This is a genomic window from Lysobacter hankyongensis, assembly GCF_039543145.1.
Classification (GTDB): Bacteria; Pseudomonadota; Gammaproteobacteria; order Xanthomonadales; family Xanthomonadaceae; genus Lysobacter_I; species Lysobacter_I hankyongensis.
Genome location: NZ_BAABJE010000001.1, coordinates 280,948 through 296,105, shown reverse-complemented (window position 1 = coordinate 296,105; position 15,158 = coordinate 280,948). Strand labels below are relative to the sequence as shown.

18 protein-coding genes are annotated in these 15,158 nt (G+C 68.2%); 10 read left to right on the top strand and 8 right to left on the bottom strand.

The window, feature by feature from the left end; all coding sequences use genetic code 11:
• Positions 1–17: 17 nt before the first annotated feature.
• Positions 18–458 carry a hypothetical protein gene (locus ABD974_RS01375; protein WP_345301476.1) on the bottom strand — a complete coding sequence of 147 codons (441 nt, stop codon included), beginning with the start codon at positions 456–458 and terminating at the stop codon, positions 18–20.
• A 14-nt stretch (positions 459–472) separates the two neighbouring features.
• On the opposite strand from ABD974_RS01375, the gene ABD974_RS01370 reads away from it, so the two are divergent.
• Positions 473–808 carry an MGMT family protein gene (locus ABD974_RS01370; RefSeq protein WP_345301475.1) on the top strand — a complete coding sequence of 112 codons (336 nt, stop codon included), beginning with the start codon at positions 473–475 and terminating at the stop codon, positions 806–808.
• 19 nt (positions 809–827) lie between these two features.
• Here the strand turns inward: ABD974_RS01370 and ABD974_RS01365 are convergent, their stop codons facing one another.
• Positions 828–1,466, bottom strand: a complete 639-nt coding sequence (locus tag ABD974_RS01365) for a 2OG-Fe(II) oxygenase (RefSeq protein ID WP_345301474.1) — start codon at positions 1,464–1,466, stop codon at positions 828–830.
• A gap of 55 nt (positions 1,467–1,521) precedes the next feature.
• Between ABD974_RS01365 and ABD974_RS01360 the strand changes: the two genes are divergently transcribed.
• The gene (locus tag ABD974_RS01360; RefSeq protein WP_345301473.1) at positions 1,522–2,205 is read left to right on the top strand and encodes a rhomboid family intramembrane serine protease; all 684 of its coding nucleotides are present in this window, start codon (positions 1,522–1,524) and stop codon (positions 2,203–2,205) included.
• A gap of 118 nt (positions 2,206–2,323) precedes the next feature.
• Positions 2,324–2,833 carry a hypothetical protein gene (locus ABD974_RS01355; protein ID WP_345301472.1) on the top strand — a complete coding sequence of 170 codons (510 nt, stop codon included), beginning with the start codon at positions 2,324–2,326 and terminating at the stop codon, positions 2,831–2,833.
• Positions 2,834–2,916: 83 nt separating this feature from the next.
• Here ABD974_RS01355 and ABD974_RS01350 read toward each other — a convergent pair whose 3' ends face one another.
• The 4 genes from ABD974_RS01350 to ABD974_RS01335 are packed head-to-tail and all read right to left on the bottom strand — an operon-like array spanning position 2,917 to position 7,277.
• Complete coding sequence (locus ABD974_RS01350) at positions 2,917–3,402, bottom strand: Slp family lipoprotein (RefSeq protein WP_345301471.1); 486 nt, start codon at positions 3,400–3,402, stop codon at positions 2,917–2,919.
• Between the two features lie 17 nt (positions 3,403–3,419).
• On the bottom strand, positions 3,420–5,372 hold the full coding sequence (locus ABD974_RS01345; protein ID WP_345301470.1) for a transglutaminase TgpA family protein: 1,953 nt from the start codon (positions 5,370–5,372) through the stop codon (positions 3,420–3,422).
• On the bottom strand, positions 5,365–6,342 hold the full coding sequence (locus tag ABD974_RS01340) for a DUF58 domain-containing protein (RefSeq protein ID WP_345301469.1): 978 nt from the start codon (positions 6,340–6,342) through the stop codon (positions 5,365–5,367). The genes ABD974_RS01345 and ABD974_RS01340 overlap by 8 nt, the downstream gene beginning before the upstream one ends.
• Before the next feature lie 8 nt (positions 6,343–6,350).
• Positions 6,351–7,277, bottom strand: a complete 927-nt coding sequence (locus tag ABD974_RS01335) for an AAA family ATPase (protein ID WP_345301468.1) — start codon at positions 7,275–7,277, stop codon at positions 6,351–6,353.
• Positions 7,278–7,424: 147 nt separating this feature from the next.
• Between ABD974_RS01335 and ABD974_RS01330 the strand changes: the two genes are divergently transcribed.
• Positions 7,425–9,281: an ArnT family glycosyltransferase gene (locus ABD974_RS01330; protein ID WP_345301467.1), complete on the top strand. Its 1,857-nt coding sequence runs from the start codon at positions 7,425–7,427 to the stop codon at positions 9,279–9,281.
• Between the two features lie 18 nt (positions 9,282–9,299).
• Here the strand turns inward: ABD974_RS01330 and ABD974_RS01325 are convergent, their stop codons facing one another.
• Positions 9,300–9,875, bottom strand: a complete 576-nt coding sequence (locus ABD974_RS01325) for a Maf family protein (protein ID WP_345301466.1) — start codon at positions 9,873–9,875, stop codon at positions 9,300–9,302.
• Between the two features lie 7 nt (positions 9,876–9,882).
• Positions 9,883–10,239, bottom strand: a complete 357-nt coding sequence (locus ABD974_RS01320) for a hypothetical protein (RefSeq protein ID WP_345301465.1) — start codon at positions 10,237–10,239, stop codon at positions 9,883–9,885.
• 140 nt (positions 10,240–10,379) lie between these two features.
• Between ABD974_RS01320 and ABD974_RS01315 the strand changes: the two genes are divergently transcribed.
• The 6 genes from ABD974_RS01315 to fabF all read left to right on the top strand — a co-directional run bounded on the left by ABD974_RS01315 (position 10,380) and on the right by fabF (position 15,147).
• On the top strand, positions 10,380–10,901 hold the full coding sequence (locus ABD974_RS01315) for a YceD family protein (protein WP_345301464.1): 522 nt from the start codon (positions 10,380–10,382) through the stop codon (positions 10,899–10,901).
• 80 nt (positions 10,902–10,981) lie between these two features.
• The gene (gene rpmF / locus ABD974_RS01310) at positions 10,982–11,176 is read left to right on the top strand and encodes a 50S ribosomal protein L32 (RefSeq protein WP_345301463.1); all 195 of its coding nucleotides are present in this window, start codon (positions 10,982–10,984) and stop codon (positions 11,174–11,176) included.
• A 262-nt stretch (positions 11,177–11,438) separates the two neighbouring features.
• A complete protein-coding gene (locus tag ABD974_RS01305) occupies positions 11,439–12,419 on the top strand; it encodes a beta-ketoacyl-ACP synthase III (RefSeq protein WP_345301462.1) in 981 nt (326 codons plus the stop codon).
• Between the two features lie 206 nt (positions 12,420–12,625).
• Positions 12,626–13,387 (top strand): 3-oxoacyl-ACP reductase FabG, encoded by a 762-nt coding sequence (gene fabG, locus ABD974_RS01300; protein ID WP_345301461.1) that lies wholly within the window; start codon positions 12,626–12,628, stop codon positions 13,385–13,387.
• Between the two features lie 135 nt (positions 13,388–13,522).
• The gene (acpP, locus tag ABD974_RS01295) at positions 13,523–13,759 is read left to right on the top strand and encodes an acyl carrier protein (RefSeq protein ID WP_345301460.1); all 237 of its coding nucleotides are present in this window, start codon (positions 13,523–13,525) and stop codon (positions 13,757–13,759) included.
• A 149-nt stretch (positions 13,760–13,908) separates the two neighbouring features.
• On the top strand, positions 13,909–15,147 hold the full coding sequence (fabF, locus tag ABD974_RS01290; protein WP_345301459.1) for a beta-ketoacyl-ACP synthase II: 1,239 nt from the start codon (positions 13,909–13,911) through the stop codon (positions 15,145–15,147).
• Positions 15,148–15,158: the final 11 nt, after the last annotated feature.

Here is a 15,158-nt window from a genome sequence, read left to right as displayed (position 1 = left end):
CTGGACAGTGTTCGACGTTACAGCAGATCGCCGCCGGCGGAGAGCGCCCGCTCCAACTGGTCGCCCATGCCGCCGATCTCCAGGATCAGACGATCGACTTCCGACGGGTTGAGACTGTCGTACGGGCGGTTTTCGCACAATTGCAGGTACGGGACGCGGTCGAGTTCGCCGATGGCGAGATAGCCGACGCGGCTTTCCCAGTTGAAGGCCAGCGCGCGGCGGCAGTCGATGCCGGTGGTCGGTGCGATCACCGTGCTGACGCGCAGATAGGTCCGGCCGTCGTCGTCTTCCAGTTCCGAGAGGAAGATCGCCTGATGGCGACGGCCCTGATCGAGCGAGAGTTCGACGCAGAGCACGTAGGGCTCCTGCATCGTGATCCGGAAGTCGCCGGAAGCGAGGTGGCTGCGGATCTGTTCGAAATTCTGCATGGTGCCGGACTCGGGGGAATTGCGTTGCATTATGCTACCGATCCATGACCGACCTGTCTGCCGCCGATCGCATCCTCGCCGCGATCCGCGCGATTCCGCGCGGCGAAACCGCGGCCTACGGGGTCGTCGCGCAGCGCGCGGGCCTGCCCGGGCGGGCCCGCATGGTCGCGCGCCTGCTGTCGCAGAACGACGATCCGGCGCTGCCGTGGCATCGCGTGTTGCGTTCCGATGGCCAGAGCGCGTTTCCGCAGGGGTCGACCCAGCGCGAGGAACAGTTGAAACGTTTGCGCCGAGAGGGCGTGAAGATCGACGAACGCGGCCGAGTGCGGGCGAAACGTCGTACGAAATCGGTGGACGAAGAGGTCTGGGGCGGCGCCTGATCGCCCGCGTTCTGCATCGTCAGGACGGATCGCGTTCGCGTCGCCGCATCCAGCAGGCGATGCTCAGCCGCTCGCGCATCGACGGCAGCACTTCGTGTTCGAGTTCGCTCATGAAACAGATGCTGCCTCCGGCCGGCGACACATCCCCCGCGCCATCGTGCAGATGCAATCGCAGCGCCCCGCCGTCGTCGTCGTGCCAATCGTCGTCGTTGAGATAGCTGACCCAGGAGACTACGCGCGCATCGCTGTCGCGGAAACGGTCGCGATGCCGCGCATAGCCGCCGCCGGGCGGGTAGGCGGCGTAGTGCGCCTCGCATTCCGACAGGCCGAGGTACAGCGTGCGATTGAGCGCGATGCGGACTTCGTCCATTCGCGCGAGGAATGCCCGTGCCGGTGCCCCGCAGCGCGGATCGTCCAGCCACAGGGTCGCGTCGCCGCGGATGTCGTCGCGCAGCGCGCGTCCGTCGCTGCGGCCCACCGCCGCTCGCGACAGTGCGCCTGCGGCCTGCAGCCGTTTCAGGTCGCCGCGCAGCTCGCAGCGCAGCGATGGATCGGGCCAGCCCAGAATGCGACAGGCGCCGCATCCGCTCAGCGCGTCGGCGAGCGCGTCGGGGGCGCGCGAAAAATCGTCGGCGGACAGGACGGGCAGTGCGATCATCCCGGTATCATAGTCGTTGCGTCCTGGACGCGATTCTTCCCCCCGAGGATCAAGGATGCTCTCCCGATTGCCCCCCGTCACCAAGGCATTGCTGCTGGCGAACGTGCTGGTGTACGTGCTGCAGCTGCTTCTGCCGAACGACTATCTCGCGCCGCTCAAGCTCTGGCCGATCGCGCTGGACGACGATCCGTTCTCGCCGACGGCCTCGTTCATGCCGTGGCAGTTGGTGACCTATGCCTTCATGCATGGCGATCCGCTGCACATCGCGATGAACCTCATCTGCCTGCTGATGTTCGGAGCGGAACTCGAATCGTTCTGGGGCAGCCGCCGCTTTCTCGTTTTCTACACTGTCTGCGTGGTCGGCGCCGGCCTGTGTCAGGTGGCCGTGGCCACGCTGATGCTGGCCCAGAACGGCTGGCTGTACACCTCGCTGGGCGCTTCGGGCGGCGTTTTCGGCCTGCTCGCCGGCTATGCGATGGAATTCCCGAACCACCGCGTCGGCCTGCTGTTCCTGCCGGTGATGATCAAGGCGCGGACGCTGGTCGCGATTTTCGCGGTGGCGCAGTTGCTGCTGGCCTTCAGCGGGCTGGACACCGGCGAGGCGCATTTCGCGCATCTCGGCGGGATGTTGTTCGGCTGGTTGATGATCCGGCGCTGGCGCCGCCCGCGGCCACCGGACGCGCCCACGCCGAAGCCCGGGCCGAAGAAGCGTCCCTCGCATCTGCGTGTCGTGAAATGAGCGCCCGGACGCGTTTCGCGACCTCTGGGGCGGGCGACAGCCCCCGAACCGATGCGGGCGCTGTGGTATGTTCCCGCCGGTGTGCTGCGAACCGAGGACAGCGCGTGGCGAGTCGAGCATGAAGTGGGACCCCTTCACCGTCATCGAGCAGGTGCTGATCCTGCTGGTCATCACCAGCCAGATCTGGATCTCGATCAAGGTGATCATGAATTCGGAGGGCGCCGAGCAGTACGTGCGGATCATGTCGTTCTGCACGGGATTCCTGGCCTTCCTCATCACTCGGGCGCTGGGCGTGACCTTCGCCGACCTGATGCTGGTGACCCATTCCCAGGACAGCCCGCTGGGCATGATCCTGATCGGCGCGATCTTCCCGTTCCTGGTCGGCATCCTGATCTCCGAGGGCACGATCATCGCGCTCAAGCTCGGCATGCCGGTGCCGATCCGCATGGTCCTGCTGATCGCGGCGTTCACCCTGTCGCAGGCCGCCTACACCAACTATGTCGCGCTGGCCTCGAAGATCACCACGCTGGACAAGGCGTTCATCCCGAATCTGTCGTACTCGATCGCGGTCGGCCTCTGGCTGACGTTCCGCTATCGCGACAAGCACACGCCGAGCGGGGCCAAGTAGCGCCCGTTTGCCACGACGGCGCAAAAGCAGAACGGCGGCCTGAGGCCGCCGTTCGCATATCCATGCCGCAGTCGCGCCGCGGTTCACCACCAGCCCCACCACGGCCACGGCGACGGCCGTGCGATCACTTCCACGCGCTCGCGCACCGGCCACAGGTAGACCACGTCGGCATCCACGCGCGGGAATCGGTAGTCGTACTCACCGACCTTGCGGTTCTCGTAACCGCCGATGCGACCGGTGATCGTGAGTTCGCGCTTGTCGGTGAACAGGGCCGGATCGTAGAAGCCTGCGCGGCAGGCGATGAAGCGGCCGCGGGTGTCGTCGCCGGCCCAGTACGGCCGCCCCGAGGCGTCGAGACGGGTGGAGAGCACTTCGAAGCAGGTGCGGTCTGCCAGCGGTTCGGTGCGGACGATGCGGCCGCCCCAGCGCACCACGCTGCCGGTGCTGTCCTGCTCGATCGCCTGATGCGGGGAAATGGCGGCGAACTCGCCGCGCAGCGGAACGGCCTGGGTGACGCAGCCGGCGAGGGCGGCAGCCAATGCGGCGACGATGAGGGTGCGTGTGTGCATGCGGGTCTCCAGGGGATTCAGGGGCGGTGCCTGCGCAGGTCGCGGATGAGTCCATCCGCGTCGGTGACACCGCCATGGTCGCGAGCGTACCGCCAATCGGCGAAACGCGCGCTGAGCTTGCGCAATTCTTGCGCATCCGGGCGCGCCACAGCCACCCGCGCCGACCAGATGCCGGCCGGCTCGTGCGGTTCGCGGCCCAGCCCGAGCCGCCGATAGCGACGCTCCAGCCGTCGCCAGGCGCGCAGCACCGGATCTTTCTCGCGCTCCTGGCGGGTGGTGAGCCAGAGCATGCCGGCCAGCGCGAGGACGGTCGCGATCACGAACAGCTGGATCAGCCGCGCCGAATCCAGGTCGGGCACGCCGAAGGCTTCCAGCAGCTTGCGCTGACGGGCGGCGTTGTAGCCGAGCACGAAGTCGTTCCAGCCCCGACGCAGCCAGTCGCCGACATCGAACACCGGGGCGAGGCCGGAAAAGCCGCCCAGCGCGCCTGGACGCCGATCGTCGATGGTGTCGTAGATGCGCTCGGGCGCCACCGCGGCGGTGGGGTCCACGCGAACCCAGCCGCGACCCTCCAGCCAGACCTCGGCCCAGGCGTGGGCATCGGAACGGCGCACCAGCCAGTAGCCGCCGACCGGATTGCGATAGCCGCCGACGTAGCCGGTCACCACCCGCGCGGGAATGCCGGAGGCCCGCATCAGCACCACGAACGCGCTGCTGAAGTGTTCGCAGAAGCCGGCCTGCTGGTCGAAGAGGAATTCGTCGACGCTGTGCCGGCCCAGCAGCGGCGTATCGAGGGTGTAGGCGAAATCGGTGCGCACCCAGTCCAGCGCGCGCTTGACGATGGCGGTGTCGTTCGTGCGGTTCGATGGCCCCGCTTCCTGGCGCCAGCGCTGCGCCAATGACAGCGTGCGCGGGTTGTAGCCCGGCGGCAGGCGCAGGGCGAGCTTGCGCAGCGACGGATGCAGATCGCGTTCGAGGCGGGTCTGCGGCGCGGAGGTCATCCTCCAGCGGGTGACCGCGGTCAGCGGTTGCCGGCTGCGCAGGCTGAAATCCTTGTGGAGGCGCGCGCCCGGCGGTGCGGCGAGCGGCAATTCCAGCGCTACCAGCTGATTGCGGTCGGTGGGTTCGATCTCGAGTTCGTAGGCGTAGCGTTTCGGCCCGGGCACGGCTTCGCCGTCGCCGATGCCCCACGACCACTCCACCGCGGTCCAGCTGCGGCCGTCGAAATCCCACAGCACGGGGCCGCGCCAGTACATCTGCGACTGCGGCGGCGCCTCGCCGAAGAAGGTCGCGCGCAGTGCCGGGCTGTCGTCGGCGACCAGGTCGATCCAGTCGCCCGGCGACATCCGGTCCGACAACCCGGGCCGGGTGAGCGCACGCTCGGGCACGCCCCACAGCGGCGACGAAAACCGCGGGAACAGCCAGAACACGCCCATCGCCAGCGGCAGGCCGATCGCGATCATCCTCGCGACCGCGACGAACCGCCGCCACGGCCGCCCACCCGGCGCGACATCGCCGACCTCGACTTCCGACAGCTTCAGCAGCGTCGCCAGCACCGCCAGCGCGGCGAGCAGGCCGAGCACCAGCGTGCGCGGCCCCTGGTCCAGCAGGAAGGTCGCGAACGGCGCGAACAGCGCGAATCCCAGCAGGCTGCGGGCATCGCGCAGGGTGCGCATCTCCACGGGCTTGAGCGCGAGCATGGTCGCCAGCAGCGCACAGCCGGTGTCGCGGCCGAAGCGGAAGCCGTAGAGGGTCATCACCGTGCCCAGCAGTGCGAGGATCAGCACCAGCCGCAGCCAGCCGGGGGCGCGGCCTTCGCGGGCGAGCAGCGGAATGGCGATGGCGACCGCAGCGATGCCCAGCGCCAGGGTGCCGGGCACCTGCAGCAGCAACGGCAGCAGGCAGGTCGCCGCCGCGGCCAGGGACCAGCGGCGCGCGACCGGTTCCAGCGGCAGGGCGTCTTCAGCCATGGCCGCGCGCCTCCGGCATCAGCGCCAGCGCCTTCAGGCAGGCGTGGCGGTGGGCCGCACCCTGCGCCGGCCCCAGCGCCGGTTGTCCGGGCAGGATCAGGCGGTAACGGCGGCCGTCGCGTTCGGCCTCGTCGACCCAGCGCGCCAGCCGGCGGATGCGGGCCTCGTAGGGCAGGGCGGCGAGCGCGCGCCAGTCCAGATCGATGTCCGCGCCCAGCGGTTGCTCGTATTCGCGCACCAGCAATTCGTCGCGACGCGCGGAGGGTTTCCACGCGATGGCGCGGCGCGAATCGCCGCGGCGGTAGCTGCGCAGGTGATGCACGTCGTCGCCCGCGGGATGCATGCGCGCGATCGCGCGATCGCCGCCGCCTTCGGGCAGCGGCGGCCCTTGCGTTTCCGGCGCTGGATAGACCAGCAGCGGCCGCTCGGGCCAGACATAGCTCCACGCCACCACCAGGCCGAGCGGTCGCGTGGTTGAGATGCGCAGACGTTCCGGTTCCAGCCAGCCGCGGCGCTCGGTGGGCAGTTCGATCGTCGCTTCGCCCGAGCCCTGCTGCAGCGAAAAGAAGGTGGCGTGTCCGCCACAGGCGATGCGCAGGCCGCGGCGCTCACGGCCGGGGTCGGCGCGAACGTGGATGCGCAATTGCAGCGGCCTGCCCGCGCCGACCGGATCGGCGCCGATCGACACGACCCGCAGCCCCGACAACTGCAGATGCGCCGCGAACAGCCCGGTGTGCGCGGCGCCGGCCAGCAGCAGCGCCAGCATCAGCGCCGGATTGTTGTTGTAGTTCAGCGCGCCCAGCAGCATCGCCGCGATCAGCGCGGCGAAGAACAGACCGAAGCCGGTCGGCAGCACGTAGATGCGCCGACGGTCGAACTGCACCGGCAGCGGTTCCGGCGCGCGCGGCCGGACCCATCGCGCGACGCGACGTTCGATCCTGCCGCCCAGCGCGCCTCCGGCGTCGCTCATCGTGCGCGTCAGTCCACGGGAACCGCGTGGAGGATCGACTTCGCCAGCGTCGCGCCGTCGCCGCTGTCGGCATCGGGCACCAGGCGATGCGCCGCGACCGAAATGAACAGCGTCTGCACGTCTTCGGGCAGCGCATGCGCGCGACCGAGCAGCAGCGCATGCGCGCGCGCCGCGCGCAGCAGCGCCAGCCCCGCGCGCGGCGACAGGCCCACGCGCACGCCCGGATGGTGGCGGCTGCGCGCGAGCAGGGTCTGCACATAGGCCACCAGCGCGTCGCTGGCGTGCACTTCGCTCACGGCCTTGCGCAGTGCGCGCACGTCGTCGGCGCTCAGCACCGCTTCGCTGCGCGCGATCAGGTCCCGGCGATCGCTGCCGGCGAGCAGCGCGCGTTCGGCATCCTCGGGCGGATAGCCCAGGTGCAGGCGCAGCAGGAAGCGGTCGAGCTGCGAGTCGGGCAGGGGATAGGTGCCGGACAGATCCACCGGGTTCTGGGTGGCGATGACGAAGAACGGGTCCGGCAGCGGATGGGTGACCCCGTCGACGGTGACCTGGTGTTCGGCCATCGCTTCCAGCAGCGCGCTCTGGGTGCGCGGCGGCGCGCGGTTGATCTCGTCCGCCAGCAGCACCTGCGCGAAGACCGGGCCGGGATGGAACTGGAAACTGCGGGCCTGGGCGTCGAAGACCGAGACGCCGACGATGTCCGAGGGCAGCAGGTCGGAGGTGAACTGCACGCGCTGGAAGCCGAGGCCCAGGGTCGCCGCCAGCGCATGCGCCAGCGTGGTCTTGCCCAGCCCCGGCAGATCTTCGATCAGCACGTGTCCGTCCGAAAGCAGTCCGACGAAGGCCAGGCGCACCTCGTGCGGCTTGCCCAGCACCAACTGGTTGACCTGCGCCTGGGCGCGTTTGAGGGCGTCGTGCAGTCGGTCGTTTAGCATGTGCGGGACTCGCGGTGGGGCGTCAAGGGATTCTCCGGAGCGGTCAGGGTTCGAACGGGCATGCACCCGGCAGGGATGCATCCGACAGGCATGCATCCGAAAGGCATGGATCGAATGATCATCACGGCAGTGTAGCGAGAGTACGGATTGAAACAGCAGGCGGATTCGGCGAAGCGGACCTTCATCGCGCTCTGGGCGGCGGCGACACTGTGCAAATGCGTCCTCGCATGGCAGGTGCCGCTGTTCGTGGACGAAGCGTTCTACTGGCAGGAAGGTCGCCATCCGGCCTGGGCGTATTCGGATCTGCCCGGGCTCACCGCATGGCTCACGCGGTTGGGCGTCGAACTCGGCGGCCACGATCTGTTCGGACTGCGCTGGCCGTTCCTGGCGATCGCCGCGCTGCTGCCGTGGTGGATCGTCGCCATCGCGCGACGCGAGGCCGGTGCGGCGCAGGCCTGGACGGCAGGTTCGCTGACGGTGCTGTTGCCGCTGTTGGGCACGCTGGGCGTCCTCGCGCTGCCGGACGTGCCGCTGGCCCTGGCCACGGTGCTGTGCCTCGATGCCGGCACCCGGCTGCTGCGTGGCGTGGGATGGGGCGCGGCCGCGCTGCTCGCCGCGGGGCTGGCGATCGGCGGGCTGACGCATTACCGCTTCATCGCGGTGATCGGCGTCGGGGTCGTCGCATTGCTGATGCTGCCCGAAGGGCGGCGCGCGCTGCGCGATGCGCGGGTCTGGGGGGCGATCCTGATCGGCGCGCTCGCCTGGCTGCCGCTGCTGTCGTGGAATCTCGACAATGCCGACGCCGGCCTGCGCTTCCAGCTCGTCGACCGCCATCCATGGGCGTTTCATCCCGATGGCATCGCGTTCGTTGCGGTGCAGGCCGCGTTCGTCACCCCGTTGCTGCTGTGGGCGCTGGTGCGCGCGGGATTCGCGCAGCGTGCGCCGATGTCATCGCCGGGACGGCGCTATCTCGCATCGGCGGGACTGCTGGTGCTGTCGGGTTTTTTCCTGCTCGGATTTTTCGCCGACAGCGAGCGCGTGAGTTTCCACTGGCCGCTGCCGGCCTATCTCGCGCTGTTGCCGCTGGCGCCGCTGGCGATCGAACGCTGGCCCGCCTTCATGCGTCGCGCGATGTGGGCGCTGGCGGCGCTGGGCCTGTTCGTCGGACTGGGGTATTACGCCGCGGTATCGTCGCCCGCGTTGCGCGCGCGCATGGCCGACAGCAAATGGTATCCGTCGAATTTCGCGGGCTGGGACATGCTGGCGCGCGAAGTCGCGAAGATGCGCGCGACGATGCCCGTCGGGACGACGCTGTTGGCCGACAACTTCAAGATCGGCGCGGAGCTGGGGTTCGCGCTGGACGACCCGCGCATCGCGGTGCTCGATCATCCGCTCAACGCGCATCACGGCCGCGCGCCGCAATTGCGCCTGTGGGGGCTGCACAGCGACGGCCGCTCCGGCGCCGCGGCGCCGCAACTGCTGGTCGTCGGTGCGGGCGATGTCGACTACAAACATCAGCTCCAGCGCTGGCACGATCTCTGCGCGATGGTCGGGCCGCTGCCGCCGCCGAAGGTGCTCGACATTGATCGCGGTCGTCAGCGGTTCCTGCTGTTCGCGCTGACCGGCCCGCGCGTCGATGGCCCCTGCGTCGCGCCGGCGATGGCCTGGATCGATGCGCCGGAGACGGGCGCGGTCGTGCCGCGCCGTTTCGTGCTGCAGGGGTGGGCGTTCAAGGACGGCGCAGGCCTGTCGAAGGTCGACGTGATGATCGATGGCGAGGTCGCGACCGCGGCGGACTACGGCCTGCCGCGTCCCGAGGTGGTCGGTTTCTGGCGCAAATGGCGCGACGGCGGTTCCACCGACCCGCAGCAGCCGCGCGTCGGTTTCCGTGCACAGGTCGATCTGGGCGCCCGCGCGCCCGGAAAGTATCGAATCGGTCTGCGCCTGCACGGCCGCGATGGCAGCGTCGAGGATTGGCCGGCGCGAACGGTCGAATTGCGTTGACGCGGCCTGCGGACCGACTCAGGGCACCGCGAACCCGGCTTCCCGCAGCAACCGTGCCGTGGCGATCATCGGCAGACCGATCAGCGCGGTCGGGTCGCGATTCTCGATCGCCTCGAACAGCGCGATGCCGAGGCCCTCGGACTTGAAGCTGCCGGCGCAGTCGAGCGGCCGTTCGCGCTCGACGTAGCGCGCGATTTCGTCCTCGCCCAGCGCGCGGAAGCGAACGGTGGTGATGTCGAGCGCCTCGAATCGCCGGCCGTCCGGGCCCGCGAGACACAGCGCCGTCAGGAATCGAACCTCGCGGGCGGCCATCGACCGGAGTTGCTCGACGGCGTTCTCGACGGTCCCGGGTTTGCCCAGCGGCCGGCCGTCGAGTTCCGCGACCTGATCCGAGCCGATGACCCACGCCGCCGGGGCCGTCGCGGCGACCGCTTCGGCCTTGGCCCTGGCCAGGCGCACCGCGAGCGCCTGCGGCGCCTCGTCCGGCCGGGCGGATTCGTCGACCTCCGGTCGGGCGGTGGCGAAAGGCAGGCCGAGCCGTTCGAGCAGGTCCCGGCGATAGATCGAGGTCGAGGCGAGGATCAGCTCGGGCATCGTGGTCTCAGGGCGGGGCGGCGCGAGCGCGCTCGACCAGCCGCAGCTGCTGGTCGATCCGGTCCCGCGCCCGATCGATGGAGGCCCGCATCTCTTCGAGTTTCTCCACCGGCGCGGTGTCGCCATGCTGCTGCAGCCACAGCCGCTGGCGCAGCATTTCCTGGAGCGCGGTGCGGACGGTCTCGTCCTCGTCGCCGGTGATCGCCTCGATTTCGGTCTTCGCGGTGCGCAGGCGGGATTCCAGCGCATCCGCAGCGTCAAGCAGGCGGGTGAAGGCGCGCTGGCGTGGCAGGTCCCGGCGCGAGAACCACCAGGCGCCGGCCAGCGCGAGAACGACGATGACCGCGAAGACGACGGTCGCCATGGGAAAAGAGAAGACGGTCACACGACTGGCCCGGACGCGGGTGGACAGTCTGACGCGGCCCGTGCCGGGGGGCAAATCGTTGGCCCCGCAAGGGTTTGGGTTTGACAGCATCGGACTCGGCCCCTACCATTCCGCGTCTTATGTCCGCTGAAGTGCCCGAAGTTCTGGACGCTTGGCGTATGGTGGCAGCCCGGCGCAGTTTCGATGGCCGTCTGCCGCTGGCCGCGATGGCCCGCCTCCGCGATCTGCTGGCCGATACCGAGGGAGAAGCGCGCTTCTCCCTGGAGTTCGGTCACGACGCGTTGCAGGTGCCGTTCGTGGAGTTGCGCATCGATGCCGATCTGCCGCTGGTCTGCCAGCGCAGTCTGCAACGGTTCCTGCAGCCGGTGTCGTTGACCCAGCGTCTCGCCCTCGTGCGCGGCGAAGCGGGCAGCGACGAGGACGTCGAAGCCGCTCTGCCGCCGGATTACGAGGCGCTGTGGGTGGATGACGACGGCATGCTCAGGCCCGCAGCGCTGGTCGAGGACGAGTTGATCCTTGCCGTGCCGCTGGTTCCTGCGATGCCGGGCAGCGAATCGGTCGAGCGGGACTGGCCGGTGCCGGAGGACGAAGAAACGCGCGCCAATCCGTTCGCGGCCTTGGCGGCGCTGAAGAAACCCTGAGGCGCGCGCATCCCGGCGCGGACCTCTCAGATCCATCACTTTCAATCACCGAAATCCACGTTTCGAGCTGGAGCAATCCCATGGCTGTGCAGAAATCCCGAGTCACTCCGTCCCGTCGCGGCCAGCGCCGTTCGCACGATGCCCTGACCGCCAAGCAGCTGGCGACCGACCCGACCTCGGGCGAAGTTCATCTGCGGCATCACGTCACCAAGGACGGCTACTACCGCGGCCGTCAGGTGATCGCTCCGAAGACCAAGATCGTCGATCAGGAGTGACCCGCGCGGCGCCTCCGGCGCCCGCGAGCGCAACAGTGCCGGCAGCGCCGGCACGCCACAGGGATGCGGCCGAAAGGCCGCGTCCTTATTTCTGGCCCCGTTCCGGCATTCCGGGCATGGGCCGCACCGCGATCCGGCCAGCGACGTCGGCCTCGCGTCGGGACCGGTTCGAGGCCGTCATGGCCGCAGGATCCGCGTCGCGGCACGGTCCACGTCCGCGTCGCACCGGATCCGGTCACCGCAAGAAGGGGGATGGGCGGGCATGAGCAAACAGGTTTTCTCGCGCGTCGCAGGCACCGGCAGTTATCTGCCGGCGAAGGTCGTCACCAACGATGATCTGTCGAAGATCGTCGATACCAGCGACGAATGGATCACCTCCCGCAGCGGCATCCGCCAGCGCCATGTCGCGGCCGATGACGAGACCAGCGGCGATCTCGGCTATCACGCCGCGGTGCGCGCGCTCGAAGCCGCCGGCGTCGCCGCCGAAGAGCTCGATCTGATCGTGGTCGGCACTACCACGCCCGACCTGATCTTCCCGTCCACCGCCTGCCTCATCCAGCATCGCCTTGGCGCCAACGGCTGCCCTGCGTTCGATGTCAACGCTGCCTGTTCGGGCTTCATTTACGCGCTGACCGTCGCCGACAAGTTCATCCGTTCCGGCGCCGCGAAGACCGCGCTGGTGATCGGTACGGAAACGCTCACCCGGATGATCGACTGGAGCGACCGCACGACCTGCGTCCTGTTCGGCGACGGCGCCGGCGCGATCGTGCTGAAGGCCGACGACGAGACCGGCATCATCAGCACCCATCTGCACGCCGATGGCGGCAAGAAGGAACTGCTGTGGAATCCGGTCGGCGTTTCGGTCGGTTTCAAGCCGGAGGAGAAGAACGCCGGCGTGCGCATCCGGATGACCGGCAACGAAGTGTTCAAGCATGCGGTGAAGGCGCTCGATTCCGTGGTCGAGGAAACCCTCGAAGCCAACGGCCTCGATCGCCACGATATCGATTGGCTGATTCCGCACCAGGCCAATCTGCGCATCATCGACGCCACCGCCCAGCGTCTGGACATGCCGATGGAGCGCGTGATCGTCACCGTCGACCGTCACGGCAACACGTCTTCGGCCTCGGTGCCGCTGGCGCTGGACGAAGCGGTGCGTTCGGGCAGGGTTCAGCGCGGTCAGCTGGTGCTCTTGGAGGCCTTCGGCGGCGGTTTCACCTGGGGTGCGGCGCTGCTTCGCTACTGATCCCAGCCGTTTCGCGCGCAGCAGCCGTCGCGACCCCGGTCGCGGCGGTTTCGCGTATCTGAGACACCTTTCTCGTCTTCGCACATACGCCTTCGTACAGACAGAAGCGCGGTTTCGCCCGTATGATCGCCGACCTGTCGCCACCGTCTTTCCCAGTGGGTTCCGCCACCGCCACGGCGTTTCCCGCGTCCAACCCCACGACGCCCATGACCACCGACTCCAACCCGTACCGACCGCTGCAGGGCGATATCGCGCTCGTGACCGGCGCCAGCCGTGGCATCGGCGCCGCGATCGCCGACACGCTCGCCGCCCAGGGCGCGACCGTGATCGGTACGGCCACCTCCGATGCCGGTGCCGAGGCCATCGGCGCGCGACTGGCGCCGCTCGGCGGCCACGGACGCAGGCTCGACGTGGTCGATGCCGCCGCGATCGACGCACTCATCGACGACATCGCGAAGCAGTACGGAACGATCTCGATCCTCGTCAACAACGCCGGCATCACTCGCGACAACCTGCTGATGCGGATGAAGGACGAGGAATGGCAGTCGATTCTCGACACCAACCTCACCAGCGTCTTCCGCACCAGCAAGGCGGTGATGCGCGGCATGATGAAGGCGCGCAAGGGCCGCATTGTCAACATCGCATCGGTCATCGGCGTGACCGGCAACGCCGGTCAGACCAACTATGCCGCCGCCAAGGCCGGCATCATCGCCTTCAGCAAATCGCTCGCGAAGGAAATCGGTTCGCGCGGCATCACCGTCAATGTCGTCGCGCCCGGTTTCATCGATACCGACATGACCCGTGCGATGCCCGACGCCGCGAAGGAAGGCCTGCTCGGCCAGATCGCCCTGGGCCGTCTCGGCGAAGCCCAAAACATCGCCGACGCCGTGGCCTTCCTCGCCGGCCCCGGCGGCGCCTACATCACCGGCGAAACCCTGCACGTCAACGGCGGCATGTACATGCCCTGATCCGGGTCCGCATGGTTGCGGAAACAGACGTTTTCAGTAAGTCATTGAATCGAAAAGACCTGCGTGGCCCTACTTCGGCCTCGGCTTTCCCTTAAACTATCCACCGCATCAAATTCCTTCCGGAGCAAAACACCCATGAGCAACATCGAAGAACGCGTCAAGAAAATCGTGGTCGAACAGCTTGGCGTCAAGGAAGAGGAAGTCACCAACAGCGCATCGTTCGTCGACGACCTCGGCGCCGACTCGCTCGATACCGTCGAGCTGGTGATGGCGCTCGAAGAAGAATTCGAATGCGAGATCCCGGACGAAGAAGCCGAGAAAATCACTTCGGTGCAACAGGCCATCGATTACATCAAGTCGCACGTCAAGTAATCGACGCGGGGCTCGATCCACGCCCGGACGCGCCGTCCGGGCGAACGCCGGGGCCGCATCGCGGCCCTCTGCGTTTTGGTCATCGTCGTTACATCCGCGCGGCGTGCGGCATCGATACGCCTCCGCGGGCAAGAGTCGGGAGTTGAATCATGTCGAAGCGTCGTGTCGTCGTCACCGGCCTGGGAACCGTGTCTCCCCTGGGCAACGATCTCGCCAGTACCTGGGACGGTATCGTCAATGGCCGCAGCGGTATCGGCCCGATCACGCATTTCGATACCACGGGTTTCTCCACCCGCATCGGCGGGATGGTCAAGGATTTCGACCCGTTGCAATGGATCACGCCCAAAGACGCCAAGAAGATGGATCCGTTCATCCACTACGGCGTGGCCGCCAGCTTCATGGCGATGCGCGACGCCGGGCTGGAGGTGACCGACGCCAACGCCGAGCGCATCGGTACGATCATCGGCTCGGGCATCGGCGGGCTGCACGGAATCGAAGAGCAGACCATCAAATTCCATGAGAACGGCCCGCGCAAGATTTCGCCGTTCTACGTGCCCAGCACCATCATCAACATGCTGCCGGGCCAGATCACCCTGCTGACCGGCATCAAGGGCCCGAGTTTTTCCGCGGTCTCCGCCTGCGCCAGTTCCAATCATTCGATCGGCATGGCGATGCGCCTGATCCAGCATGGCGACGTCGACGTGATGATCGCCGGCGGCGCCGAGCGCGGCTCCACGCCGACCGCGGTCGGCGGCTTCTGCGCGATGAAGGCGATGAGCACGCGCAACGACGATCCCACCCGCGCTTCGCGTCCGTGGGACAAGGATCGCGACGGCTTCGTGCTCGGCGACGGCGCCGGCATCCTCGTGATCGAGGAATACGAACACGCCAAGGCGCGCGGCGCCCGCATCTACTGCGAACTGCTCGGCTCCGGCGCCAGCTCCGACGCCTTCCACATGACCGCGCCGAGCGAAAACGGCGAAGGCCCGGCGCGCAGCATGATCGCCGCACTGAAGGACGCGGGCCTGAATCCGGAACAGATCGGCTACCTCAACGCGCACGGCACCTCGACGCCGTCCGGCGATCTGGCCGAGACGCTCGCGATCAAGCGTGCCTTCGGCGATCACGCCCACAAGATGATGGTCAGCTCCACCAAATCGATGACCGGCCATCTGCTCGGTGCCGCAGGCGGCGTGGAAGCCGTGTTCACGATCCTGGCGCTGCACACCGGCGTGATTCCGCCGACCATCAATCTCGACGAACCCGGCGAGGGCTGCGATCTAGACTACGTGCCCAACGTCGCGCGCGAGAAACGGATCGATTACGCGGCCTCGAACGGTTTCGGTTTCGGCGGCACCAATGGCACGCTGGTCTTCGGCAGGCTGTGATCGGCGGGTCC